Here is a 26,303-nt window from a genome sequence, read left to right on the forward strand (position 1 = left end):
GACCGTGAGCCTGCCGACACCCACCCCCACCGCCCGTGCCGTCGTGACCGGCGCCTCCTCCGGAATCGGGGAGGCGCTGGCCACCGATCTCGCCGGACGTGGCCACTCGCTGATCCTCGTCGCCCGCCGCGGCGACGTCATGGAGAAGCTGGCCGCGCAGTTGCGTGAGCGTCACGGCGTCGACGTCGAGGTCCGCGCGTGCGATCTGTCCGATCGGGACCAGCGCGCCCCGCTGGTGGACGAATTGTCCACGCGCGAGATCTCGATCCTGTGCAACAACGCCGGGATCGCGACGTTCGGCCCGGTGGCCGAACTCGACGCCGGATACGAGCGCGCGCAGGTCGAGCTCAATGCCGTCGCGGTGCACGACCTGACCCTCGCCGTGCTGCCCGGGATGGTCGAGCGCCGGTCCGGCGGGATCCTCATGGTGGGTTCCGCGGCCGGGAACATGCCGATTCCGAACAACGCGACCTACGCGGCGACCAAGGCGTTCGTCAACACGTTCTCGGAGTCGCTGCGCGGCGAGCTGAAGGGCACCGGCGTGAACGTCACGCTGCTGGCCCCGGGCCCGGTGCGGACGGAGACCCCCGACCCCGCCGAGGCCTCGATCGTCGACAAGCTGGTGCCGGACTTCCTCTGGATCTCGAGCGAGTACACCGCGAAGGTCTCCCTGGACGCGCTGGCCGACAACAAGATGCGCATCGTGCCGGGGATCATCAGCAAGGCGATGTCCACCGCCGGCCAGTACAGCCCCCGCGCCGTCGTCGCCCCCATCGTCGGGACGTTCTACCGCAAACTCGGCGGCTGACCCCGCTCGGTCGGGTAACCCGCTCCCCCGCGTCCGCACGCCCCTGCCGCACCCCCTGCCCCTGCCGCGCCCCCCGACCCTGGCACGATGTCACACCGGTTCGATCTGAACGGAACGGTGTGACACCATGCCCGACAACGGATTCCAGCACAATGTCACATCGGTTCGGTGGAACGAAACCGGTGTGACATTGTGCCGGCAGCGGGGGACGATCAGGACCAGCGGGGGACGATCAGCGACGGCGACGGCGGCCGGTGCCGAAGACGCTGCGGCTGATCTCCCGTCCCGCCGACGACGCGGCGGAGCGGAGGAAGCTCTTGACGGCAGCGTTCCCGAGGATCTGCTCGGCCACCGTCGGACCTTCCGGCGCCGGCGCAGGTGGCGGGGTGCCGGGGAGGTCCGACGGCAGTGGCGGCAGGCCGAGTCCGGGGTCCAGATCCGGGGCGCCGGTGACCTTCGCGGTGAGCTTCTCGTAGGCCGACTCGCGATCGATCGTCTCGCCGTACTTCGCGGCCAGTGAACTCGCGCGGGCCGCATCCGCGATCGCGGCGTCACCGATCGTGTCCATCAGTGACCGCGGCGGACGGATCCTGGTCCACGCCACGGGCGTCGGCGCTCCCTTCTCCGACAGGACGGTGACGACGGCCTCGCCGGTGCCCAATGTGGTCAGGGTCTCCTCGAGGTCGTAGTGCGCGGTGACGGGATAGGTGCGCACCGTCTTCGACAGCGCCTTCTGATCGTCGGGAGTGAACGTCCGCAGCGCGTGTTGGATCCGCGTACCGAGCTGGGACAGCACCGCTTTCGGCACATCCGTCGGCAGTTGCGTGCAGAAGAAGACACCGACGCCCTTCGACCGGATCAGCTTGACCGTCTGCTCCACCTGCTGCAGGAACGCCTTGGACGCATCGGTGAACAGCAGGTGCGCCTCGTCGAAGACGAACACCAGCTTGGGCTTGTCCAGGTCTCCCTCTTCCGGGAGCGACTGGAACAGGTCTGCCAGCACCCACATCAGGAAGGTGGAGAACAGGACCGGACGGGCGGCCTGGGCACCGAGTTCGAACAGGCTGATCACCCCCTGCCCACTGTCGGATTGCCCGGTGAGTACACGCAACAGATCCTCGGTCTCGAGTGCCGGCTCACCGAAGAATGTGTCACCACCGGCGGCTTCGAGAGTGACCAGCGCCCGCAGGATCACGCCCGCCGTGGCGGCGGACACTCCGCCAATGCCCTTCAGATCGGCCTTGCCCTCGTCGCTGGTCAGGTGGGTGATGACCGAGCGCAGATCCTTCAGATCGAGTAGCGCCAGGCCCTGGGTGTCGGCCCAGTGGAAGATCAGGCCGAGTGTCGATTCCTGAGTGGCGTTGAGCCCCAGCACCTTGCTGAGCAGGATGGGACCGAAGGCCGTGACCGTGGCCCGCACCGGCACACCGATCCCCCCGGTGCCGAGCGAGAAGAACTCGACCGGGTATCCGGTCGGCGTCCACGCTTCGTCGCCGGTCTCCCGGGCACGGTCGGTGATCTTCTCCCCCGACTCCCCGGGGTGCGACAGCCCGGACAGGTCGCCCTTGATATCGGCCATCACGACGGGAACTCCGGCGGCGGACAGCTGTTCGGCGATACCTTGCACGGTCTTCGTCTTGCCGGTGCCGGTCGCCCCGGCGACGAGACCGTGCCGGTTCATCATCGACAGCGGGATACGTACGCGTGCCGCGGGGTCCACCGCCCCTCCGGCGACCACCGTGCCCAACTCGACCGAGGCGCCGTCGAAGGCGTATCCCGCGGCGATCTCGGCGCTCACGCTGTCCGGGCCGGACCCGGCACCGTCCGGCGCCGTCGTCCCGGCCGTATCCACCGCAGCCTGTGCGGCGGCACGCGCCTCGGCTTCCGCGGCCTCCACCGCGGCGGCGGCCTCTGCCGCGGCCCGTGCTGCGTCCGCGGCAGCGGCGCGGGCAGCCTCCAGCCGGGAGTTCGCATCGTCGGCGCCGGCGGCCGGAGTCGCCTGGGAGTTCTCGCTCATCGACTCTCCTCGGGGTGTGGCTGCGCTACCCGGAGCCACTCGACATCGACGGAATGTGTCCACCGCAGACCTTAGCCGGACACGGACGTGACTACTGTGATGCTCGTGCAGGACAAACTTGTATGGATCGATTGTGAAATGACCGGGTTGAGGCTCGGCACCGACAAACTGATAGAGATCGCCGCGCTCGTCACCGATGCGGACCTCAACATCCTCGGTGAGGGCGTGGACATCGTGATCCACGCCGACGACGACGCGCTCGCCGCGATGCCGGACGTGGTGCAGGACATGCACGCGAAATCCGGCCTCACCGACGAGGTGCGCCGCTCGACGGTCACGCTGGCCGAGGCGGAGAAGCAGGTCCTCGACTACATCCGCGAGCACGTACCCACCGCGGGCACCGCTCCTCTGGCGGGCAACTCGATCGCCACCGATCGCGGCTTCATCGCGCGGGACATGCCCGAGCTGGACGGGCACCTGCACTATCGGATGATCGACGTGAGCTCGATCAAGGAACTGTGCCGACGCTGGTATCCGCGGATCTACTACGGCCAGCCTGAGAAGGGCCTCGCCCACCGGGCTCTCGCCGACATCCGCGAGTCCATCCGGGAGCTGCGGTACTACCGCAAGACCGCGTTCGTGCCCGATCCCGGGCCGTCGACCAGCGATATCTCGGCGATCGTCGAGGATCTGGGGCCGGCGTGAGATAACCGATTGGCCCTTTGCGCATCGGACACGCTAGTATCTTTCTCGCTGCTGTTACCGCCCACGGGTGGTCGCAACGGTGATGGTGACCGTAGTTCAGTTGGTAGAGCACCAGGTTGTGATCCTGGCTGTCGCGGGTTCGAGTCCCGTCGGTCACCCCATAGCCGGCCCCAGTGTCTTCACACTGGGGCCGGTTTTGTTTTCACGGCACGATCGGTGGGGTGGCCTCAGTCGAACCGGCGGACCTGGTCGCGGCGATGGCCCCAGACGGTGAGCCCGGCGAAGATCACGATCCACACCGCGAGCATCACCAGTGACAACGGCCCGACGGACTCCCCGGTGAGCGCGACCAGCACCAGGTCGGTCGCGCCCCGGGTGGGTACGAAGGGCGCGATCTGCCCGATGATCTCCGGCGTGTCCGCCTCGTCGAAGAACATTCCGCCTGCCACCGCCAGCGGCAGGAAGCCGATGCTGTTGGCGATGACGGCCGCCCGCAGCGACATCAGGTAGCCCATCGCCAGCCCCAGCAAGGTGAAGGTCACCACCGCGATCAGCAACGCCCCCGCTGCCAGCAGCACCCGCGGCGCCGGAGCCGAGGCAGCGGTGAACAACCCGGCCACCAGCAGGATCGGGATGATCGCCGCGGCGACGATCACCAGACCGACCAGCAGATATCCGAGCATCTGCGGCGTGATTCCGCCGGGGAGGGTGCGCAGATAGCTCCCCCAGGCGGACTCCCGTTGCGCCGCAACCGCGACGCTGAAGTGGCCGACGCAGGCCATGAGCACCCCGAACACCACCAGGGTTGCGGTGGCCGAGGTGATCGCCACCGCGTCCTGCCCGATGAACGGGACGACGAAGAACACCATGACTCCGACCGGGACCAGCGCCACGGTCAGGAACATCGTGGGCGTCCGGATGTTCTCGACGAGGTTCCGCCGGGTGTAGGTCATGGTCAAGGAGGACACGGAACGGCCTTTCGGTCAGGTGGCCCGCCGGTGGCCGGTGATCGCCAGGAAGGCGTCCTCCAGCGAGGCGGACTCGATCTCGATGTCGGTGAAGGACGCGCCGGCGGTCACCAGTTCCCGGACCAGCGCGCCGGCATCGTTGGTGAGCAGATGGGCACGGTCGGCGTCTCGCTCGATCGAGGTGACCCCGATCAGCTCGGGCAGCACCGGGTCGGTGAGTGTGACCCGCTTGAGGCGGACCCGGCCGCGGATCTCGGCGATACCGCCGTCGGCGATGATCCGGCCGCGGTCCATCACCACGACCCGGTCGGCGAGCGCCTCCACTTCCTCGATGTAGTGACTGGTCAGCAGGACGGCTCCGCCCTCGGCGTGAAAGGAACGGATGCCCTCCCACAGCGCGCGCCGGGCGTCCACGTCGAGACCGGTGGTGGGCTCGTCCAGGAACACCAGCCGGGGCCGTCCGACGAAGGCCAGTGCGACCGCCACCCGCCGCTGCTGTCCCCCGGACAGTCCGCCGGCCTGCCGATCGGCCAGCGAAACGAGGTCGAAGCGGTCGAGCAACTCGGTACGGTCCACCGGGTCGGGGAAGTGTGCCGAGACGAAATCCACCAACTCGGCGACCCGCCACGTCTCCGGCAACCCGGTCTCCTGCGGCGTCACACCGATCACCCGACGGGTCGCCTCGCTGCGCGGGTCACCGCCGCACAGCTCGACACTGCCGGAACCGGGCCGCAACAGACCTGTCATGACGTTGATCAGGGTGGACTTGCCGGCGCCGTTGGGACCCAACAGCCCGAGCACCTCCCCGGCCCGGATATCCAGGGAGACGCCGTCCAGCGCAGTCGCGCCGTGGAATCGGCGGCTGAGGTCGCGCGCACGGGCGAGGACGGTCATGAGTCGTCCTCCGCGAACTGCCGGTTCGGGTCGGTCATGATCGACGGGAGCTCGGGGAAGGCGAAGGGACCGGGCTCGCCGTGCGGTACGACCGGCCAGGCCTCTCCGGTGCCGCCGCGCACCAGTACCAGCTCGGCGACCTCGGCGACCCGTTCGGGCGGAAGGACCGCGACTCCGAGATCGGTGATGTACGGGATCGCCTCTCCGAGGATCGCGGTGTCGATGAAGGTCGGGCACAGCGCGTTCACGGTGACGCCCCGGTCGGCCACGGTCGGTGCGACCGAACGGACCAGCCCGATCACGGCGTGCTTGGTGGCCGCGTAGAGCGGGTTGATCGGGCTCTCGCTCACACCGGCCAGGCTGGAGGTGGCCAGGATCGCGCCGGAACCCTGTTCGGTGAACACCTCCAGGGCTGCGTGCATCCCGTAAACCACTCCGTCGAGGTTGACCGAGACCAGGTCGCGGTAGTGCTCGGGCCGGAAGTCCTCGACGAAGCCGCCCTGTCCACCGATTCCGGCGTTCAGCACGGCGATGTCGAGGCCTCCGAATCGCTCGGTCGCGGTTCGGACCGCGGCGGTGTTGTCCGCTCGTCGGGCGACGTCGGTGCGGACGAACGCTCCGCCGATCTCCCGGGCGATGGTCTCCCCGGTCGGATCGACGTCGGCGATGACCACACGCGCGCCGCCGGACGCGAACCGGCGGGCGATGGCCGCACCGATTCCACCGGCGCCCCCGGTGACGAGCGCGACCTTGCCGTCGAGGGTGTTCATGTCTCCTCCGAGGTGGACGGGACCGGCCGGGTGGCGTGGTCGAGGGCGGTGGTGATCTCCCGCAGGTAGCGGTCGATGTCGAGATCGGGGTCGCGGGACAGCGCGGTAGGAACGAGGTCGATCGCGCTACGGACGATCCGGGCCATGACGGTGACGTCGAAGTCCCGGAACTCGCCGCTGGCCTGCCCCGCCGCGAACAGTTGCTCCAACGGCAACAGCATCTGCCGGTCGAACTCGGCCGGGTCGGCGTCGGGGAGGTCCGCCAACCCGCCGCCGGTGAGGATCTCGACGATCGCGACCATCCGGGCCGGGTAGGCGCGCATGTACTCCAGGTTCGAGCCGATGTAGGCCCGCAGCTGACCGGCGGGCGTCGCCTCGGCGTCGATCACCGGTGTCATGAACGCGGCCGCATCGCTGTACACGGTGGTGATCACCTGACTGATCAGCTCGGACTTCCCCGCGAAGTGGTAGGAGATCAGCCCGCGACTGATCCCCGCACGGGTGCCGATCCGTCCCATCGACGCGCGGTGGTAGCCCACCTCGGCGATGGTCTCGACGGCGGCGGTCACGATCTGAGCCCGCCGCGCCTCCTCGATGAACGACCGAGACTGGCCGTCACGATCAGAATTTGGCAGCATAGCCAAAATTTAGCACATAGCGACTGGCTCCAGGTGCACTATTCCGGCGTCAGGCGGGCTCGCGGATCAGACACAAAGCCCACAACCAGCGACGATGCGCCGAAGCAGGGTGTCAGGCGTTGGCGTTGCCGGCCCTCCACACGTCCCACGGAATGTTCCAGTCACCGAGCCCGTCGGTGCCGGAGAGCGTGCCGCCGACAGTGTTCTTCACGATCACGATGTCGCCGCGCTTGAGGTTGTCGTAGATCCACTTCGCGTTCGACGGGCTGAGATTGAGACAGCCGTGGCTCACGTTCGTGTACCCCTGCTGCCCCACCGACCACGGCGCCGAGTGGAAGAAGATGCCGCTGTAGGACATCCGCGTCGCCCAGTCCACCGGCGTCCGGTAGCCGTCCGGCGAGTTGACCGACACTCCATAGGTGGAGGAATCCATGATCATGTGGTCGAACTTGTCACCGATGATGTAGGTGCCGTTGGGGGTCGGTGTGTCCGCCTTGCCCATGGAGGTGGGCATCGTCATGACGACCTCGCCGTTGCGCTCGACCGACACCTGCTTGGTGTTGTCGTCGACGTGGGCGATCACCGCGTCACCGATCGTGAACGCCGTGTGGGCATCCTCCTGGCCGAACAGCCCCTTGCCCAGATCGCGCCCGTACACGTTGACCGTCACGTCCACGCGGGTACCCGGCGCCCAGTAGTTCTCCGGGCGCCACCGGACCTCACGGTTGTTGACCCAGTAGAACGCACCCTCCACCGGGGGCGTCGTCACGACCGTGATCGCCTCCTCGGCGGCCCGGCGGTCCGGGATGTTCTCGTCGAACTGGACCGCCACCGGCTGACCGATGCCGACCACCGCGTCCTGCCACGGAAGCACGTACGGCTTGGTGACGTTACCCGGCGCACTGGTCGCGAAGTTCGAGACCGTGGTGACCGCGCCGCCCAGGCCGTTGGCCTGCACTTCGAGGCGATACCGACGGTCGTAGCCGAGCGGCTCGGTACTGGACCAGGTCAGGCCGTCGGGCGAGATCGCACCCGCCACTTCCCGGCCTTCCGGATTGAACAGGCTCACGCCGGCGAGGGTTCCGTCCTCCACACCGACCGTGACCGGCACTCCCGGTGACACGCCCACCGCGCCGTCCGCGGCGGAGGTCGTGACCTTCGGTTTGATCAGCTCGGTGACCGGGTTCGAGTCGATCGGAGCCTGGCCGGGCGACGACACGTTCCCCGATGCCGAGGCACACGACGCCGTCACCACCACGGTGACGAGCGCGACCGCCACGAGCGCAGTCCGCCCCGACAGCGAATTCGCAGCTAGCGCACGCCGGAATCCACCGCGCCACACAGTCATGAGTACCCCACTTCACGTTCCCGATCGAATCACGTTCACGCCGGCACGTTGCTCGCAGGTGCGAGGCGAAGCGGCACGTCGAGACCGTGTTCCACCCATGATGCCAGCCACTCGAGACCCGTTCCAACCAACCACGAGACCGGTTGGTTACGTTCACATATCGAATCGTGCATAGGGGGCAGATTCGTTACGGCGAATTTCGGACATCGTACGGGATCGGCAACTGTCGCGGTCCCCACGGAGCGGGTTCCACCCGGCCCACCGCGAGAATCCCACCGCGAGAATGAGGAAAGCCCCGACTCCTCGCGGAGTCGGGGCTTTCCCTGCAAGTGCGCCCACAGGGACTCGAACCCCGGACCCAGTGATTAAGAGTCACTTGCTCTACCAGCTGAGCTATAGGCGCTCGCTCTTGCGAGACAGAACATTAGCGGACCGTTTCCATCCAACACAAATCAGCTGGTCAGCCACATCCATCCCGATCTCGTCCAGCCTGGGAATCGGCTCAGCGCAGCACCTTGCGCACGACGAGGAGTCCGATGACCGTCCCCGCGGCGATCAGCCCGTACTTCACCGCCGGCTGATTGAGCTTCGCGATCAGCGTCTGCTTGGTGTTCTCGACGACCCGCTTGGGGTTCGCCCGCAGTGCGAGCTCGTCCAGCGTCCCCGCGAGCTGGTTGCGTGCGCTCTCGATGTCGCGCTCGATGCTGTCGGTGTCCCTGGCCACGTGTCCTCCATCCTCGTCGTTCGAATCAGTCCCGGTGTTCGGCAGATCATGCATGCCGGCACACGACGTCGCCGCATGCCAGGCTCAACCGTAGAGGACCAGGTACCACACGAGTGCCTCCCACCCGCCTTACGGAGCGTCACCCTCGGATGGTCCCCGCCCCGCACCCTCGCGATGTCGCCCCGGGGAGTCGTCGGCGAGCTGCGATACCGTGACGTCCGTGACCGAGAACAGCAGACTCGCCGCCGGCGACGCCGCCCCCGACTTCACCCTCCCCGACGCGGACGGGAACGAGGTCTCGCTCAGCGACTACCGCGGGCGCAAGGTCGTCGTCTACTTCTATCCCGCCGCCTCGACCCCCGGATGCACCAAGCAGGCCTGCGATTTCCGGGACAACCTGGCCGACCTGAACGGTGCCGGAATCGACGTGCTCGGCATCTCTCCCGACAAGCCGGCCAAGCTCGCCAAGTTCCGCGACACCGAGCAGCTCACCTTCCCGCTCCTGTCGGATCCCGAGAAGACGACGCTCACCGCGTGGGGCGCCTTCGGCGAGAAGAAGATGTACGGCAAGACCGTGCAGGGTGTCATCCGCTCGACCTTCCTGGTCGACGAGGACGGCAGGATCGAGGTCGCCCAGTACAACGTGCGCGCCACCGGGCACGTCGCCAAGCTGCGCCGCGACCTGTCCGTCTGAGCCTCGGCACGCCACCGGAGCCGGTGGCGGGGTCAGTCCGTACCCTCGTCCCGCCACCGCTCCACGAACACCTCGTACCCGTCGAGCATGCGGTCCAGCCCGAACATCAGGTCGTGTTCCTCCCAGTCGGGATCCGCCGGATCGGACGAGTCCAGTTCCGGCCCGTCCCATGCCCCCTCCTCGATCGCCTCGTAGATCGCCGGGAACTCGCCGCGATCGAGGACCTGGGAGAGCAACGCGGGATAGTCGACCTCGGTACCGTCGCGCAGATCGCGAAGCACCCGGGCCCGACTGAAGACGTAGAGCGAGAGACTGCTGACCATGTCGATCTTCTGCGGCGCGGGTAGCCCGGTGGGGCCGAGCATCCGCAACGCACACTCGAGCCAGCGCATGCTCGACGGCCCCAGGGGCGCCGACTTGATCGGCAGGTCCACGAACCAGACGTGCTCGAGAATCCTGGCGAGGTACGCCATCGCCCATTGCCTCAGGCCCTCGCGCCAGCCGACCTCCGGGCCGATGTCCGGCGGCGAACCGGGAACGGCATCCATCATGAGTTCGAGCAGGTCGTCCTTGCTGTCGACGTAGCGGTACAGCGACATGGTGGTGAAGCCGAGCCGCTTCGCCACCCGGCTCATCGACAGCGCCGCCAGTCCCTCCTCGTCGGCCACGGCGATCGCCGCCTCGACGACCTTCTCGACGGTCAGCCCTCGCCTGGGCCCGCGGGTGCCTTCCGGTAGCCGACCCCACGCCATTCGCATGATCCTCGGCAACTCCGGGGGTCGCACGTCCTCGGGCAACTCGGGGTGCTCACGCGTCACGATCGTCCACATCTCCTTCGGGGGTGTACGTCGAGCTTAAAACTGTGTACGTTGTACACGTCGGTATATGGCATACACAGTTATGTGACACACAGTTAGGAGGACGCCATGCCACCCATACCTCCCCGCGACGCCGCGGTGTCGGTGACGGGACTGCGCAAGTCGTTCGGAACCCACACCGTCCTCGACGGGATCGACCTCGAGATCGCCCCCGGAACCGTCTTCTCACTGCTCGGACCGAACGGGGCAGGAAAGACGACCACCGTCCAGATCCTGTCCACCCTGCTCCCTGCCGATTCCGGAACCGTGCGGGTCGCCGGGTTCGACCCCGGCTCCCAGCCCCGCGACGTCCGTCGACGGATCGCCGTCACCGGTCAATTCGCCGCGGTCGACAACATGCTCACCGGCCGCGAGAACCTTCGACTCACGGCGGGGCTGCAACGCCTGCGCGGCCCGGCCGCCCGCCGGCGGGTCACCGATCTGCTGACCCGCTTCGGCCTCGACGGTGCCGCCGATCGACAGGCCTCCACCTACTCGGGCGGCATGCGGCGCCGCCTGGACATCGCGATGAGCCTGGTCGGCGAGCCTTCGGTGCTCTTCCTCGACGAACCCACCACCGGCCTCGATCCACGCAGCCGACGCGACGTGTGGGAGCTCGTCCGCGAACTCGTCGACACCGGCGTCACCGTCTTCCTCACCACCCAATACCTCGAGGAGGCCGAGCAGTTGGCGGACCGCATCGCAGTGATCCACGGTGGCCGCATCGCTGCCGAGGGAACCAGGAAGGAACTCGAGCGCCTCGTGCCCGGCGGTCACCTCGAGCTGCGACTGTACGACGACGCCGACCTCGACCGTGCGCTGCGGGCACTGCATCCACTCACCGTCCGCGACGACAGGTCCGCCCTGACCGTCTCCGTGCCCACCGACGGAAGCGTCGCGCAGGTCAAGAACGTCCTGGACCTGCTCGACGCGGACGCCGTCGGCGTCGAATCGATGGCACTGCACACCCCCGATCTCGAGGACGTGTTCTTCGCTCTGACCGGCGACGGCCCGCCGTCACGCGAGGCAGACGTCGACCCCCGGGCCTCCGACGAACGAAAGGCGGCACTGTCGTGACCACCACGCACTCCCCCGCAGCACGCTCCGACGATCGCACCGGCGGACCGATCGGCGACGTCGGATACCTGCTCTGGCGAAACATGCTCCACACCCTGCGCAGCCCGGACTCGATGCTCACCGCCGTCATGCTGCCGGTAATGCTGCTGCTCCTCTTCGTCTACGTGTTCGGCGGCGCGATGGACACGGGGACCGACTACCTGAACTACGTCGTCCCCGGCATCATCCTGCTGTGCGCGGCGTTCGGGGCCTCCACCACGGCGGTGAGCGTGAGCACCGACATGTACGAGGGCATCATCGCCAGATTCCGCACCATGCCCATCGCCCAGTCCGCCGTGCTCGTCGGGCACGTCCTCGCCGGCCTCGTCCGTAACCTCGTCTCGACGGCGCTCGTGCTCGCCATCGCGGTGATCATGGGATTCCGCCCCGAGCCCGGACTCGTGGGTGCTCTCGCCGCGCTCGGACTGCTCTCGCTGTTCATCGTGGCCGTCGGGACGCTCTCGTGCGGCCTCGGCCTGATCGCCCGCACCCCGGAGGCAGCGAGCGGCTTCACCTTCGTCATCCTGTTCGTGCCGTACATCTCGAGCGCGTTCGTCCCCACCGACACGATGCCGACGTGGCTGCACGGGTTCGCCGAGCACCAGCCGATGACACCCGTCATCGAAACCCTGCGGTCCCTGCTCTCGGGCACACCCGCGGGGAGCACGGGATGGCTCGCGCTGGCCTGGGTGACCGGTATCGGAGTCGTCGGATCGCTGTTCGCGGCCGCGATGTACCGGCGCCGGGCCGGAGCGACGCGGTAGGTGCTTCTTCGGCAATCCGGACCGAGGCGGATAACCTGGGCCGGTGGACTCTTCAGCGAAGCAGGACGCGCCTCGACGTGCCGACCCCGCGGTGGATGCGCCGCGGCGGATGGATCCGGCACTGGAGTTGCAGTCCGACCCCCAGGAGCTGATGCCACGCCGTCGGCCGACGCAGGAGCGCAGCCGCCGCAAGTTCGAGGCGCTGCTCACCGCCTCCCGGGAACTGCTCACCGACGTCGGTTTCGAGTCGTTCACCTGCGAGGAGGTCGCGACCCGCGCCGACGTGCCGATCGGGACGCTCTACCAGTTCTTCGCGAACAAGTACGTGATCGTCTGCGAGCTCAACCGGCAGGACCTCGTCGGAGTGCAGCACGAGCTGGCACAGTTCGACGGCGAGGTGCCCTCGCTCGACTGGCTCCGGTTCCTCAACAGTTTCGTCGACCACCTGGCGGGCCTGTGGATGTCCGACCCCTCCCGACGCGAGGTGTGGCTCGCGATGCAGTCCACCCCGTCGACCCGGGCCACCGGCGCGATCCACGAGAAGGCCTTCGCGGAGCAGGTGGCCCGGATGCTGGCGCCGCTCACCCCGAGAACGTCGCGGGAACGCCGCAAGATGATGGCCGAGGTCCTCGTCCACGTCGTGTACTCGATGCTGAACTTCTCGGTCCAGGGCGATCAGAGTCCCGACGACGCGGTCGCCGAACTCAAGCGGCTCATGGTCGCCTACCTCCTGGTGGCGGAGAAGGAATCTCGCGGGACGGCCGACACCGCCGGGCCCGGGGAGGACTGACCGGCGAGGGCGACCGACCGGTCCGGTCAGTCGCCCTCGAGGACCACGAACGCGGCCGCGGTGTCCCCGTCGTGAGTGAGCGAGACGTGCACGGTCATCCCGGCGAGGTGTTCGGCCACCTCGCCGTGCAGCCGCAGCCGGGGCCTCCCCCAGGCGTCGGTGACCACCTCGATGAGCGGGTGGATCGTTTCCGGAAGCACCGGCGGTGACGCGAACAGGGCCGCCGACCACGCCTTGATCAGCGCCTCCTTGGCCGCCCACCGTGCCGCGTAGTGGCGAGCCGGCTCGCTGCTGCGACTCGCGCAGTCCCGACGCTCACCGGGAGTGAAGTTCCCGAGCACGGCGGTGCCGGGCCGTCGGAGCTGCTCAGCGAACTCCGACACCGTGACCAGATCGATCCCGACACCCCGCACCGCCATATCCGGTACTCCTGCTCCCGCCGTTCCGGCCGTCAGCTGCAGCCCGGGGATTCGGCGCGGTACACGGCGTCGTCACCGAGCCGCGCCGAGCCGGACAGCAGGACGTCGGCCTCGAGCGTGCGTGCCGCCGCCGCGTGCACCTCGCTGCCACCGAACCGTCGACCCTCGGGCCGCTCGTACAGCGTCGCGGAGCCGCACATGGCCGCCGCGAGCCGGCGACGTCCCTCGACCGTGCGCGCACGGGCCGCGTCGAGGTACGCCTCGCGCCGCTCCGCGGGGACCGCGGCGACGAACGCCTGCGGGTGCACCACCGCGACGAGTCCGGACACGTGCCCGAAGCCGAGCGAGGTGAGCAGACCGGCCCGCAACGGGAACGAGTCCCCGAAGTGCAACGGCTCACGCGCCCACACCAGGTGCTCGTACTCGGCCATGGCGTCGTCGACGCAGTCGAGAGACCGGTTCGGGGGCACCACCGCGCCGGCGAGCGCCTGGCACAGGCCGATCAGCTGGAACGCCGCCGCCCCGCCCTTGGCATGCCCCGTCAGCGACTTCTGCGAGATCACGAACAGGGGCGCCCCGGCGCTGCGGCCGAGCGCATCTGCCAGACGCTCGTGCAGCTCCGACTCGTTGGGGTCGTTCGCCGCCGTCGAGGTGTCGTGCTTGGACACCACGGCGATGTCGTCCGGTCCCACACCGAGCGCGGTGAGCGAGCGGGCGAGCGGGGATTCCGTTCCCCCACGCCCGGCACCGAGCGCACCGATACCCGGGGCAGGGATCGAGGTGTGCACTCCGTCCGCGAACGATCCTGCCCAGGCGACGACGCCGAGGACGGGCAGGCCCATCTCCAGCGCCACGTCGCCGCGAGCCAGCAGGACGGTGCCGCCACCCTGGGACTCGACGAATCCGCCGCGCCTACGGTCGTTCGCTCGGGAGAACCGGCGGTCGTCGATGCCCTTGGCCCGCATCGTCTCGGTGTCGGCGGTGGCCGACATGTCGCCGAAGCCGACGATGCCCTCGATTCCGAGATCGTCGTATCCGCCGGCGACCACGAACTGCGCCTTGCCGAGGGTGATCTTGTCCACGCCTTCCTCGACCGACACCGCCGCCGTCGCGCATGCGGCCACCGGATGCACCATGGCGCCGTAGCCGCCGACGTAGGACTGGACGACGTGCGCCGCGATCACGTTCGGCAACGCCTCCTGGAGGATGTCGTTGGGACGACTCTCACCGAGCAGGGTGTCGATGTAGAGCGAGCGCATCGACGTCATTCCGCCCATGCCGGTGCCCTGCGTGTTGGCGACGAGGCCCGGATGGACCCACCGCAGCAGTTCGGCGGGGGTGAAGCCCGCGCCGAGGAACGCGTCCACCGTCGCGACGATGTTCCACAGTCCGACTCGGTCCACCGAGTCGGCCATGTCGGCCGGGACGCCCCACTTCGTGACGTCGAACCCGGTCGGAATCTGCCCGCCGACCTGGCGGGTCAGGGTCACCTTCCGCGGCACGCGGATCTCGGTCCCGGCACGTCGGGTGACCCGCCAGTCACCGCTGTCCGGATCGGGTGCGGCGACCGTGTTCTCCGGGTCGGCGTCGACGAAGGCACGAGCCTCCGCCTCACCGCCGACGACGAAGCTCAGATCCTTGTCCAGGAACACCGAGGTCAGCAGCGGCGCCGCGTTGTCGACCATCGCGCCGTCATCCTCGTACCTGCGGATGCCGCAGCGTTCCACGACCACGTCGTGGTACCGGTCCGCGATGTCCTCCTCGGCCACGAGTTCGCCGGTCTCCGCGTCGTACCACCCGGGCGCCGGGGTCGACTCCCACGTGACCAGCCCTGTGTTCCATGCGAGTTCGAGGACTCCGGCAGCGGACAGCTGCTCGCTCACCTCCATCTCGAAGCGCGTGCGCGAGGAACCGAGCGGACCGAGTTCGCCGGCCCCGACGACGACCACCAGATCGGCGGGATCGACGTCGAGCTCGGGCCAGGACGGTGCCGGAGCGTCGTCCGCGCGCGGCGGTGCCGGGAGCGCGGGCACACTGTCGGGTTCGGTGGACTCGTCCACGATCTCCTCGGCGGCGACATCGGCTGCCTGCTTCGCCAGAGCGGCGAGATCCAGGTCGGCCTCGGCGAGCCCGCCGGTGAGGTCCACCGACACCGGTGCGGAGGCGGCGTCGGCCCGGGCCTGCGCCGTGCACGTCCGCAGCAACTCCGACGCCATCTCGTCCGTCGACCAGGTCCGGACTCCGGCCGTCTCGACGGCCTCGACCAGCGGGTCGTTGCCGCCCATCAGGCCGGTACCACGGACCCAGCCGATCAGCGCGTGCACCAGGGTGACGCGCTGGGACCAGGTGCGCTCGGCACGCCAGCGGTTCACCACCGCGTCGAGCGCCGCCTTGGCCTCGCCGTAGGCGCCGTCACCGCCGAACGTGCCGCGGTTCGGCGAGCCGGGCAGCACGACGTGCAGGTGGGTGTCCACGTCGCGGTCGGCGCCGATGGCGGAGAGCCCGCCGATCAGCCGCTCGACCGACCACAGGAGCACCTTCATCTCCATCTCGGCGCGAGCGCCGGCGGCGGAGAGGTCACCGGCGACCCGCGGCGCCGCGAAGGGGAACAGCAGGGTGGGCGTGAACGGCTGCTTCACGACCTTCTTCGCGCCGCCGGCGGTCTCGACCGCCTCGCTGCCGATCCAGTCGATCAGTGCATCGACGTCCGCGTAGGACGCCATGTTCGCGGGCACCACCCAGAGCGCCGCTCCGGCACGTGCGTGCCTGCGGTACAGATCGCGGTAGAAGCCGATGCGCTGTTCGTCCAGTCGCGAGGTGCTGGCGAACACGGTGGCGCCACCGGCGAGGAGCTCACCCACCACGGAGGCGGCGATCGAACCCTTGCTCGCGCCGGTCACGACCGCCACCTCGTCGGACCACGGCGCGGGCGTATCGCCCGCGGTGTCGTCCGCCGCGGCCCGGTCGACGACGGTGCGGTAGCGCGCCGCCAGTGCGGTGCGGCCTTCCGCGACCGCGCGATCGTGCCACCACTGCGCCTGGGCGGCGACGGCCCGGCCCGCACCGGCGAACGACTCGGCGCCGGGGAAGGCGTCACCTCGTCCCTCGTCGATCCACAGACGTGCGAGATCCTCACGGGCACTGGCCCACCGGTCGTCGAGAAGCAGCGCCTTGCGCTCGTCGAACGCCGGCGCCACCAGCCGGGGCCAGTCGGCGCCCAGTTCGGCGGAGACCAGATCGACCAACTCGGCCCCGGTGCCGTCCTCGGCCGCGGGGACGGCGATGTCTGCGTGACCGAGTTGTTCGAGCACGAGCCGCGCCGCCGAAGCGAGCACTCCGTCGCGTCCCGTGATGTGCTCGGTGAATTCGCCCAGGGCCGCCGCATCGACGGTGCCGCCGGAGCTTCCGCCGGTGGCGGGCATCGTGACGGTGACCCCGCGCCGTGCACCCACCGCAGCGACCGCGGCATCGACGGCCGCGTCCACCGCGGCACCGTCGGACAGCGCACCCGCGGCGAGACCACCCAGGTCACCCCCACGGATACTCGATCCGTCCCGGGTGCCCAATGCCACCTCCGCGGTGACGTGGTGGGCCCAGCCGTCGCCCAGTTCCCAGACCTTCCGCACCCGATCGGCGATCGCGGCCGGGCGGCGACCGGACGGGCCGAACACCTTGCGCAGATGGTCACCGATCGAATCGGAGAGCACGGGGCCGAACGGCTTGTAGGTACGGGCGAGCTGGTTCACGGTCGCCGAGAGCGCGCCCATGTCGGCATCCGCGGCACCGTCGATCGCACCGAGCGACAGCTCCGAACCGAGGTCGACGAGCAACTGGTTCCGGCGGGAGGACACGCCGTCGCACAGTGCCTCGATCGTGTCCGCGGGACCGACCTGGTCGGGACGCAGCTTGGTCCACAGGCTGATGAGTACGGCGGTCGCGTCGGCGGCGGTGAACGGAATGTCCTCGGGGCGCGGGCCGGAACTCTGCGCGGGGGCCGGAGCTGCCGCCGGGGCCGGGGCCGCGTTCTCCGCGGGCGCCGCCTCCACCGGTTCGTCGTCCTCCACCGGTGCCGGGTCCACGTCCGTGGCATAGACCACCGACGCCTCCCGCTCGATGTTGAGCACCTCGACCGGATGCCCCACGCGGCCGGGAAGCTTGAGCGTCTGCGAGGCGAGGTTCGCCACCGTCGGCACGGCAGCGAGCCCGACCTCGACGAAGCGCTCGACCCCGAGGCCGCCCTCGGACTCGTCGCGGAAGAACAGGTCCTGGGTCTCGATCCACCGCACCGGACTCGCGAACTGCCAGGCGAGCAGTTCGATGAGGACCACGCGGGTGAGCGCGCTCGGCCTGCCGGCCCAGGACTCGAAGTCCGACAGCACTTCCCGCAGCGGTTCGGACGGCACCAGATCGGCGATCTCGGCGACGAACTCACGATGCAGCGAGAACGGCTTCGGCACCAGGTTCGGCACGTAGCGCCCGATCAGGATGTCCGGGTCGATCTCGGCGGGCAGAAGCTCCTCGAGGCGTCCGCGGAAGTCGGCGACGCCGTCCCGCAACACCGTGGAATGGAACGGCACGTCGATACCGGGGACCTGGATGTACGCGGGCTTGCCGCCGAACTCGGCTCGCCGCACCTCGATCTCGCGCTCGAGCGCGTCGAGACCGGCAACGGTCCCGGCGATCGCATACTGCGATCCCCGCAGGTTCAGGTTGACGATCTCGAGGAACTCGCCGGACTCGGCGGCCACCGCGGCGACGAAGTCGTGGACATCGTCGTCGGACACACCGATCTGCGAGGGACGGATCGCCGCCATCCGGTAGTCCGAACGCCCGTCCGCGTCCCGCGGCACCAGCTGATGCATCGCCGAACCGCGCTGGAACACCACCTCGAGGACCGCCTCGAGCGGCAGTACGCCCGCGACCGCCGCGAGCGCGTTGTACTCACCCACCGAGTGGCCCGCCAGCAGAGCGTCGGAGTCGAACAGGCCCGCCTCACGGAGTTCCGCGATCTGCGCCACGCCCAGCGTCGCCATCGCGACCTGGGTGAACTGGGTCAGGTGGAGGACACCGTCGGGATGGCGATGCTCGACTCCTCGTGCCTTGACGCTGGTCGGATTGTCGCGCACCACAGCGAGAATCGAGAATCCGAGCGCTTCGCGGGTGTGCTTGTCGGCACGGTCCCAGATCTCCCTGGCCGCCTTGGACCGGGAGCGGGCGTCGAGGCCCATCCCCGGGCGCTGGATGCCCTGGCCGGGGAACGCGTAGACGGTCTTCGGCACGGCGATGCGGCCGGTGGCCACCATCACCAGTTCGCCGTCGATGCGGCAGCCCACCTCGACGACCTCCGCGGGGCCGTCCGTGGCGACACGGTCGACCCGCACGTCGATCGCGGCACCGGGACGAACCATGCCGAGGAAGCGCGTCGTCCAGGCCGTCAGGCGGCGCGGCGGGATCTTCGCCTCCGCCGGGTCCACGGCGGTGACGACCTGCTGCGCGGCGGCGGACAGCCACATGCCGTGCACGATGGGGCTGCCCAGGCCGGCGAGCAGCGCGGCGTTACCGGAGGTGTGGATCGGGTTGTGGTCGCCGGAGACCTGGGCGAACGCGTCCATGAACCGGGGCGCGACGACGGTCGCGTCGCGGCGACGGCGACGCGGTGTCTCGGTGACCGAGTCGCCGAGTGCCCCACCTGCGCGCGGCGGATCGGCGAGTTCGGCTGTGCCGGTACGACCGCGGATCGCGAACCGCTCGGTCATGGCGACCACGGCGGGCGCGTCCAGCCCGTCGTCACCGACCATCGCACCGACCTCCACGGCGACCTCGACCACGCGGCCGAGGTCCGTGTCGCCGACCGAGACGACCTCGGCACTCACCACGAGGATCGCCGGGTCGGCGGGAAGCTCACCGGTCATCCGCACACTGTGGTCGAGGTGGACGAGGTCGAGCATGCCCTCGATGACCGACGCCGCGTCGGCGCCGCTTCCGGTCTTCGCGTCGCCGAGAACGGCGAAGACGGCGGGCCAGCACGCACCGACGACGACGTCGGGGACGGCCCGGCCGCTCACCGACAACGACTGCGGCAGGCCCGATCCGGTGACTCCGGAGTGATCGGCAATGCGGTCCGGCATCCAGGCCAGGCTGCTGCGGGCGACACCGGCACGCACCTTGGGCAGCTCTTGGCCGGCGGCCACCCCGAGCAGTGCCCTCATCGATTCCTCGGCGTCGGCCTCGGTGACGACGGGTGCGCCGCCGTCCCGGACGGAGGCGGGCACCGTGATGCGGATGTCGACCGTGCGGTCGTGTCCGAGCGGGACGGAGAGCAGCACGTGCTCGTCGCCGAGGACCGACAACTCCGCGCCGCTGCTCTCGTGCACTGCACCGGCACCGTAGCTGCTCCACCGGTCGAGGTCCCCCAATCGATGGACCGGGTTGCGGGTCACCCGGCTCCCCCACGCGATGTCGGGGGCCGCGAGGACGGTGTCGACGATGCCCTCGCCGTCACCGTGCCGCCGGGCGGCCACCGGTTCCGGACGGGCACCGGCGGCGACGAGTTCGTCGTAGGTCGTCTTCTCGAACCGGTCCAGGAGTTCACCGACCGGCTCGTCGGCCCGGGTGATCCCGGCGACGGCGACCGTTCCGGGAATGACGCACACCTGATCCGCGTCGTAACGCGGGTCGTGGGCCTGCCACAACGAATCCGAGCGCCACCAGCGCCGCACGTCCGCATCGACGACCGGGACGAAGTTGACCGGCTTGCCCGGCGCCTTGCACAGGGAGACGAAGAAGGAGACGTCGGCGGGATGGAGCAGTGTGGTCCCGAAATCCTCGAACCGGGCGGCGAGAGTGCAGATCGCCGCCTCCGGGTGCTCGAGCGTCTGGTCGTCCGCGAAGGCGGTGGGGATCGGTCCGCGATCCACAGGGTGCAGGCGGGCCTCGGTGCGCTGCAGCATCTTGCGGAACCGATCGCGCCAGCTCACGTCGATCCACGGGCTGGTGATGGCCTCGGAGATCGCGGCCCGGAACTCGGCGCCGCAGTCGAATTCCCGTGCGGCGTCGATGCCCACCGCGAGCTCGAGGTAGCGGCGCAGCCACCGCTCGTACGTCATCGCCGCGAGGTCGCCGAAGTAGGGCTTCGCCGTGGCGTCGAGTGCCGCGACGATCTCGTCGCGGCGTGCCGCGACCGCGTCGGCATCCCCCGCCACCTCGTCGAGCAGGCGGCCGGTACGGGATGCGGCATTGTCGATCTCGTGGATGTCCGCGCCGAGCTGACTGCGGCCGGACGCCATACCGCCGTTCGCGGTGCCGGCACCGACCCAGTCGGGCGTGCCGGGGGTCTCGACCAGAAGCCGCTTGACGTCGGGAGCCGTCGTGGCCTCGAGCGCCGCCATTGCGGCGGTACCGACGAGAATTCCGTCGACAGGCATGGCGGGGAAGCCGTGCTCGCGGGCCCAACGGCCGGTCAGGTAGTCCGCGGCCCGTTCCGGGGTGCCGATACCGCCGCCGACGCACACGATCAGGTTGGGACGCGCCCGCAGCTCCGAGTAGGTGTCGAGCAGCAGGTCGTCGAGGTCCTCCCACGAGTGGTGGCCCCCGGCCTTGCCGCCCTCGATGTGGACGATCACCGGCACGTCCGGAACCTCGTTGGCGATCCGGATCACCGATCGGATCTGGGCCACGGTCCCCGGCTTGAAGGCGATGTGGGCGATACCGGCATCGGAGAGTTCCTCGATCAGCGCGATCGCCTCGTCCAGCTCCGGGATGCCCGCGGTCACGACGACGCCGTCGATCGGCGCACCCGCGGCGCGAGCCCGCTGCACCAGCCGCTTGCCGCCGAGTTGCAGCTTCCACAGGTAGGGGTCGAGGAACAGCGAGTTGAACTGGACCGACCGCCCCGGCTCGAGCAGGGTCTTCAGCTCGGCGATCCGGTCACCGAAGATCTCCTCGGTGACCTGGCCACCGCCGGCGAGTTCGGCCCAGTGGCCGGCGTTGGCGGCAGCGGCGACGATCTTCGCGTCGACCGTGGTCGGGGTCATGCCCGCGAGCAGGATCGGCGAGCGACCGGTCAGGCGCGTGAATGCGGTCTCGACGCCGGTGGCGCCTCCCGGGAGAGCAACAGGGCGAGGGGCGAACGACGTCCAGGCGGGAAGCACTTCCGGAGTGGCACCGGCGACGAGCAGGTTGCGCTGGCCGCCGCGGGTGGCGGCCGCGACGATGCCGACGCCCTGCCCGCGCAGGCTCGGTGCGGTCACCCGGGTCAGCAGATCGCCCGGGCCCAGATCCAGCACCCACCGGGCTCCCGCGTCGACGGCGCCGTCCACCGCCTGGACCCAGTCCAGCGGTTCGGTGAGGATCTGCGCGGCCAGGCGGCCGGCCCGGTCCCCGTCGAGCCCGCATCGCGCCGCCCACTGGGTGGCGAGTTCCACGGCCTCGGCGAAGGCCGGGTGATGGAAGCCCACCTCTACGGGAAGGTCCTCGAACACCGGAGAGAAGACGGCACCGCCACGCTTCTTCGCCTCGCGTTCACGGGTCTCCCGTTCGCCGATCTGTTCGCACTGCTCCCGGACCCGGGCCAGGCGGGCCGGCGGGCCGGAGAGCACGACACGGCGCCGTCCGTTGCGGATGGCGACGACAGGGGCACTCTCGGGATCGACGTCCTCGGCGAGTTCTGCCACGATCCGAGCGATCCGCTCGGGGTCGACGTCGGAGACGGCCAGCATGGGCGCCGAGTCGGCGGCACCGATCAGGCCCCGGCGGCGGCCGACGAGAGCCGCAGCGGCACCGATCAACTGGGCCACGGCGAGCAGTTCCGCGTCGATCCGCCCTTCGCTACGCACCGATTCCACGGCGAGTACGCCCTGGGAGTGGCCGATCACCGAGACCGGCGGGGTGTCGGCGGGATCGAGACCGCCCGCGGCGAGCGCACGCAATGCGGCGAGCTGGGTGAGCAGCACGCCGGGGAGGGAGATCGCCGCCGAGCGCAGGTACGCCTCGGTGGGCAGGTCGACGGAGACGGGCTCGTCCGCAACCGGCTCGCCGTCGGCGAGTTCCTGTTCGAGCATCCAGGCCACAGGGTCGAAGCCGAGGGGACGAGCGACCACGAGTTCGTGTGCCACGGGGGCCAGCTTGGCGGCGGCGTCACCGACCAGCGCGGTCACGGCCGGCTCCAGCCCGCTGTCCCGGCTCAACTCGGCGAGCGTCCCCAACCACGGGGCACCCTGTCCGCCGAAGGCGAGCGCGTATGCCTGCCCGCCGCGCAGCTGATCGACGAGCGCCGGCCGACCGGAGGCCCCCGCATCCCGCGCGCTGTTCGTGAACCGGCCCTGGCCTTCGGGTGTGGTGTCGTCGATCGTCACGCGAGCGTCCTCTCGTTTCACCCTGGAGCAGGGTGTGATTGCTGTCTTGCCCGAGTGGTGCTCCCCTGTGCGACGCGGGTCGGCGGCACCGCGAGCACGGCATCACCGGGCGATACCCAGGTTGACACAGGATCATGAGGATTTCCTCACGTTTGCCGCCTGGGCGGACCACACCTCGCCGAAGGCCAGTGAGGTTCGTCACTTGTCGTCGACGTTGTGACTCCCGGGTAGGTCGCATACCCGCAGCGCGTCGGCCTGCGAGGACGTCCTAGAACCTGAGGAAAACCTCATATTGATCGTTATAATTTCGTGACCATCTTGCATTTTTCGTGGCGTCATGGTGCGGGGCGGGAGCGTGTCGGTGGGTCGAACTATTGTTCGAGCAGGCGAAACTTCGAGCATCAGGGGGCAGACATGAACTCCACGCACGTACGCGTTCTCTTCGACCACATCGACGCGCAGTTCCCGGAGCGGGTGCCACCGGTCTGGTCCGAGGGCTGGCCCGGCGAGAGCGAGGCCGCGCTCCTGGACGCGGTCTTCTCCGCGCGCGCCACGTACGGAGGCGAGCACTCGGGAGTGCGCGCCGTCGTCGGGCGCTGGCGCGCACACCGTGGAGAGTCCGTGCTCGACGATCTCGAGATGCTCGCCTGCCGTACCGATGGGCCGGACGCCCTGGTCCCACTGCTCGGCAATCGCCAGCGCGTCCCGGGCAACTACTCCACCAAGGCAGCGGCGGCAGCTCTCGCGGCGCGGGCACTCGTGGACGCCGGCTGCCGACACTCCACCGATATCGGACCCACCCACTGCGCTGCGCTGATGTCGGTTCCCGGACTCGGTGCCCGGACGTGGGAGCTCCTCTCGGCTGCCCTCGGGATCCTCGACGAGGCTGCGGTCGCACGGATCACCTCGTTCGTGTCGGATGCTCTGGACGAGCCCGTCGACGCGGCGAGCGCCTCGCACCTGCTGCACGCCGTTGCTCCCGCACTGCACATCACCGTGCGCACACTCACCCACGCGATCGTGCGGCGGTCCGCACGCCCGTCGGCGCGGGTCCCCGGCGAGTCGGCGGCCTGATCGTGCCGCGCAAGGAGAAGTACACGCGGGAGATCCTCGAGGAAGCGGTGGCCCGATCGAGCAGCGTGGCCGGGGTACTGCGGTACCTCGGGCTCCGGCAGTCCGGCGGAATGCAGTCGCACCTGAGCCGCCGGATCAAGCAGTTGGGCATCGACACGACGCACTTCACCGGGCGGGCGCACAACCGCGGACAACGAGGCGTGCGCCGACGAGCGTGGCAGGAAATCCTCGTCCTACGCCCCGACGGAAGCGCGCGGGTCAAGCCACACATGCTCCGCCGGGCGCTGGTGGAATCGGGGGTGCCCTACTCCTGCGCTCGGTGTGAGCTTCCGGCTCGGTGGCGAGACGGCCCGTTGACTCTGCACGTCGACCACATCGATGGCAATCATCTGGATTCCCGCCCGACCAACGTTCGGTTTCTCTGCCCGAACTGCCACAGCCAGACGCCGACCTGGGCGGGACGGAATCGATGGTGGCCGGAATCCGAATCACCCTTCCCGCAGGGGCTGACCGCGGCCGAGGAACGCCACTCTCCGCGCCCCACTTCCGGACAGTCGCGCAGTTCCGGTGCCGTCGCGTAGTCTTTCCAGCGCGCGCGAGTGGCGGAACGGCAGACGCGCCGCGCTTAGGACGCGGTGCCCGGAAGGGCGTGGGGGTTCGAGTCCCCCCTCGCGCACAGCGAGGTGCTCCCGGACCTGAATCCCGCATCCAGGCCGGGGAGCCTCGTCCCCTCGACGAACGAGGTGAACACCGTGTCCCTGCCACCCGACCGCGACACCCCACCGGACGATCCCGGGCCTCGCGTCGGCGTGCCACTGATCGCCGAGGATGTTCTCCTCCTGTTGTTCCAGCCCGATTCCGGAACCATCGCCGGAGAGGGCACACTCTTCTACGTGCTCGGCGGCGCCGTCCTCACCGAACTCGCACTCACCGACCGCGTCGAGACGGAGAGCGCTCGCCTACGCCGAACCCTCGTCCGGCCTGTCGGCGACTCTCCCCCGTCCGACGACGTCCTGCGCTCCGCGTGGGAGTACCTCGGAGAGAAGCCCCGTGGCATACCGACCGCGCTCGCTGCGATCGGGCCGTCACTGCGCGGCCCGCTCCTCGACCGGCTCGTCGCGAGGGGCGACCTCCGCCGCACGCGCCGCAAGAGGATGGGTCTCTTCACCACGACGGCGCTCGAGGAAGGCACCACCGGGCGGCGCGCCGCACTCCTCGCCCGAGTCCGTGCCGTCCTCGTCGACGGCGTCGAGCCCGACGCGCGGACTGGGCCGACAGCCGCACTGGTGTCCGCGAGTGGCTCCCTGCCGGTGCTCCACAAGGAGATCCCGTGGACATCCCCGGTCATCACTCGCGCCAAGGACCTCGAGCGTGGCGACTGGGGTGCCGACGCAGCCTCCGCGGCCCTCTCCCGCACGGTGGCCGCCACCGTCGTCAACGCCGTGGTCGCGGTCACCGGGCAGCCCCGGAGCTGACGGACCCGATGTGATCGCAGCCATCACCGACCGCCCTCTCCTCGCAGGTGAATCGGCCGTTCGGGTACCGTCGTTGTCGTGTCCGACAATCTCAAGCGCCGTCGACCGGCACTGATCCTGCTGGTCGCGGTCGGGGCACTCGGCTGCCTGGCGCTCGGCTGGTGGCAGTGGGAGCGTTTCGAGAGCGCGTCCGGAACCGGACAGAACCTCGGCTACGCGCTCCAGTGGCCACTCTTCGCGGCTTTCCTGGTGTTCGCCTACCGGCGGTTCGTCCAGCTCGAGAACGGCCAGGCCGGCGTCCACGAGGGCCCCGCCGAGCCGACGGTGACAGACACCGCCCCGACGCCCCGAGAGATCCCCGCGGACCTGCTTCCCGCGCGCCCCCAGGCACCGCGCATCGAGGACGATCCGGAGGACGACCCGGACGTCGCCCAGGCCATCGAGTACAACCACTACCTCGCCGAGCTCGCCGCTCGCGATTCCGACAGGAGCACCCCGTGAGCACCGGACAGGACGAGAGCACCGGACAGGACACGTCGGCCGCCCCCGCCGCCGTCGACCCGGCGACACGCAAGAAGGTCGGCTCGGCGCTGCTGCGATACCGCGTCCTCGCATATGCGACCGGGCTCTGGCTGCTGGTACTCACCGCGGAGATGGTCGCGAAGTACATCTTCAAGGTCGAGGATCTGCCGTCGTGGATCGCGATCGTGCACGGCTGGGTCTACTTCGCCTACCTGCTGGTGACGCTCGATCTCGCGGTGAAGGTGCGGTGGCCGGTGGGGCGCACCATCGGCACACTGCTGGCCGGTACCGTCCCGTTCCTGTCGTTCTTCGTCGAGCACTGGCGGACCCAGCAGGTCAAGCGCGACTTCGGCGTCTGACCCGGACC

The 26,303-nt window shown here is 69.5% G+C and carries 20 protein-coding genes, 3 tRNA genes and 1 pseudogene; 13 read left to right on the plus strand and 11 right to left on the minus strand.

The window, feature by feature from the left end:
* Positions 1-4 precede the first annotated feature (4 nt).
* A complete protein-coding gene (gene cmrA / locus G4H71_RS02185) occupies positions 5-808 on the plus strand; it encodes a mycolate reductase (RefSeq protein WP_072739230.1) in 804 nt (267 codons plus the stop codon).
* A gap of 232 nt (positions 809-1,040) precedes the next feature.
* Here the strand turns inward: cmrA and G4H71_RS02190 are convergent, their stop codons facing one another.
* Positions 1,041-2,825 (minus strand): helicase HerA-like domain-containing protein, encoded by a 1,785-nt coding sequence (locus G4H71_RS02190; protein WP_072739228.1) that lies wholly within the window; start codon positions 2,823-2,825, stop codon positions 1,041-1,043.
* 105 nt (positions 2,826-2,930) lie between these two features.
* Here G4H71_RS02190 and orn point away from each other — a divergent pair, with 105 nt between their 5' ends.
* Positions 2,931-3,530, plus strand: a complete 600-nt coding sequence (orn, locus tag G4H71_RS02195; RefSeq protein ID WP_072739321.1) for an oligoribonuclease — start codon at positions 2,931-2,933, stop codon at positions 3,528-3,530.
* An 85-nt stretch (positions 3,531-3,615) separates the two neighbouring features.
* Positions 3,616-3,691, plus strand: a tRNA-His gene (locus G4H71_RS02200).
* Between the two features lie 66 nt (positions 3,692-3,757).
* Here the strand turns inward: G4H71_RS02200 and G4H71_RS02205 are convergent.
* From G4H71_RS02205 to G4H71_RS02235, 7 genes are all read right to left on the minus strand, one after another.
* On the minus strand, positions 3,758-4,498 hold the full coding sequence (locus G4H71_RS02205) for an ABC transporter permease (RefSeq protein WP_139183161.1): 741 nt from the start codon (positions 4,496-4,498) through the stop codon (positions 3,758-3,760).
* A gap of 15 nt (positions 4,499-4,513) precedes the next feature.
* A complete protein-coding gene (locus tag G4H71_RS02210; RefSeq protein WP_072739225.1) occupies positions 4,514-5,392 on the minus strand; it encodes an ABC transporter ATP-binding protein in 879 nt (292 codons plus the stop codon).
* Complete coding sequence (locus G4H71_RS02215) at positions 5,389-6,162, minus strand: SDR family NAD(P)-dependent oxidoreductase (RefSeq protein ID WP_072739223.1); 774 nt, start codon at positions 6,160-6,162, stop codon at positions 5,389-5,391. Before G4H71_RS02215 ends, G4H71_RS02210 begins: the two co-directional genes overlap by 4 nt.
* Positions 6,159-6,800 (minus strand): TetR/AcrR family transcriptional regulator, encoded by a 642-nt coding sequence (locus G4H71_RS02220; RefSeq protein ID WP_072739221.1) that lies wholly within the window; start codon positions 6,798-6,800, stop codon positions 6,159-6,161. The genes G4H71_RS02215 and G4H71_RS02220 overlap by 4 nt, the downstream gene beginning before the upstream one ends.
* Positions 6,801-6,912: 112 nt before the next feature.
* Positions 6,913-8,148 carry a L,D-transpeptidase gene (locus G4H71_RS02225; RefSeq protein WP_083342892.1) on the minus strand — a complete coding sequence of 412 codons (1,236 nt, stop codon included), beginning with the start codon at positions 8,146-8,148 and terminating at the stop codon, positions 6,913-6,915.
* A gap of 330 nt (positions 8,149-8,478) precedes the next feature.
* Positions 8,479-8,551: transfer RNA gene (locus G4H71_RS02230), tRNA-Lys, on the minus strand.
* A 99-nt stretch (positions 8,552-8,650) separates the two neighbouring features.
* On the minus strand, positions 8,651-8,872 hold the full coding sequence (locus tag G4H71_RS02235) for a DUF3618 domain-containing protein (RefSeq protein WP_072739318.1): 222 nt from the start codon (positions 8,870-8,872) through the stop codon (positions 8,651-8,653).
* Positions 8,873-9,092: 220 nt separating this feature from the next.
* On the opposite strand from G4H71_RS02235, the gene bcp reads away from it, so the two are divergent.
* Positions 9,093-9,566: a thioredoxin-dependent thiol peroxidase gene (gene bcp, locus G4H71_RS02240; RefSeq protein WP_072739317.1), complete on the plus strand. Its 474-nt coding sequence runs from the start codon at positions 9,093-9,095 to the stop codon at positions 9,564-9,566.
* Between the two features lie 32 nt (positions 9,567-9,598).
* On the opposite strand, the gene G4H71_RS02245 is transcribed toward bcp, so the two are convergent.
* Positions 9,599-10,384 (minus strand): TetR/AcrR family transcriptional regulator, encoded by a 786-nt coding sequence (locus tag G4H71_RS02245; RefSeq protein ID WP_246442625.1) that lies wholly within the window; start codon positions 10,382-10,384, stop codon positions 9,599-9,601.
* A gap of 108 nt (positions 10,385-10,492) precedes the next feature.
* Between G4H71_RS02245 and G4H71_RS02250 the strand changes: the two genes are divergently transcribed.
* From G4H71_RS02250 to G4H71_RS02260, 3 genes are all read left to right on the plus strand, one after another.
* A complete protein-coding gene (locus G4H71_RS02250) occupies positions 10,493-11,500 on the plus strand; it encodes an efflux ABC transporter ATPase subunit, DrrA-related (protein ID WP_072739218.1) in 1,008 nt (335 codons plus the stop codon).
* Positions 11,497-12,303, plus strand: coding sequence for an ABC transporter permease (locus G4H71_RS02255; protein ID WP_072739217.1), 807 nt, complete (start codon positions 11,497-11,499; stop codon positions 12,301-12,303). The genes G4H71_RS02250 and G4H71_RS02255 overlap by 4 nt, the downstream gene beginning before the upstream one ends.
* A gap of 109 nt (positions 12,304-12,412) precedes the next feature.
* Positions 12,413-13,093 (plus strand): TetR/AcrR family transcriptional regulator, encoded by a 681-nt coding sequence (locus G4H71_RS02260; RefSeq protein WP_072739215.1) that lies wholly within the window; start codon positions 12,413-12,415, stop codon positions 13,091-13,093.
* Between the two features lie 26 nt (positions 13,094-13,119).
* Here G4H71_RS02260 and acpS read toward each other — a convergent pair whose 3' ends face one another.
* A complete protein-coding gene (gene acpS, locus G4H71_RS02265; protein ID WP_072739213.1) occupies positions 13,120-13,512 on the minus strand; it encodes a holo-ACP synthase AcpS in 393 nt (130 codons plus the stop codon).
* 32 nt (positions 13,513-13,544) lie between these two features.
* A complete protein-coding gene (locus tag G4H71_RS02270; RefSeq protein WP_072739212.1) occupies positions 13,545-22,865 on the minus strand; it encodes a type I polyketide synthase in 9,321 nt (3,106 codons plus the stop codon).
* A 414-nt stretch (positions 22,866-23,279) separates the two neighbouring features.
* Here G4H71_RS02270 and G4H71_RS02275 point away from each other — a divergent pair, with 414 nt between their 5' ends.
* The 6 genes and pseudogenes from G4H71_RS02275 to G4H71_RS02300 all read left to right on the plus strand — a co-directional run bounded on the left by G4H71_RS02275 (position 23,280) and on the right by G4H71_RS02300 (position 26,295).
* Positions 23,280-23,939 carry a DUF8548 family protein gene (locus tag G4H71_RS02275; protein ID WP_072739210.1) on the plus strand — a complete coding sequence of 220 codons (660 nt, stop codon included), beginning with the start codon at positions 23,280-23,282 and terminating at the stop codon, positions 23,937-23,939.
* Between the two features lie 2 nt (positions 23,940-23,941).
* Positions 23,942-24,403, plus strand: a pseudogene (locus G4H71_RS02280) (HNH endonuclease signature motif containing protein); the annotation flags it as partial.
* 129 nt (positions 24,404-24,532) lie between these two features.
* A tRNA-Leu gene (locus tag G4H71_RS02285) sits at positions 24,533-24,615 on the plus strand.
* Positions 24,616-24,691: 76 nt separating this feature from the next.
* Entirely contained in the window at positions 24,692-25,414 is a 723-nt protein-coding gene (locus G4H71_RS02290) for a GOLPH3/VPS74 family protein (RefSeq protein WP_246442624.1), read from the plus strand.
* A 78-nt stretch (positions 25,415-25,492) separates the two neighbouring features.
* The gene (locus tag G4H71_RS02295) at positions 25,493-25,915 is read left to right on the plus strand and encodes a transcriptional regulator (RefSeq protein ID WP_072739207.1); all 423 of its coding nucleotides are present in this window, start codon (positions 25,493-25,495) and stop codon (positions 25,913-25,915) included.
* On the plus strand, positions 25,912-26,295 hold the full coding sequence (locus tag G4H71_RS02300) for a DUF3817 domain-containing protein (protein WP_072739205.1): 384 nt from the start codon (positions 25,912-25,914) through the stop codon (positions 26,293-26,295). Before G4H71_RS02295 ends, G4H71_RS02300 begins: the two co-directional genes overlap by 4 nt.
* The last annotated feature ends 8 nt before the right edge of the window (positions 26,296-26,303 follow it).

It is taken from the genome of Rhodococcus triatomae, from assembly GCF_014217785.1.
GTDB lineage: Bacteria > Actinomycetota > Actinomycetes > Mycobacteriales > Mycobacteriaceae > Rhodococcus_F > Rhodococcus_F triatomae.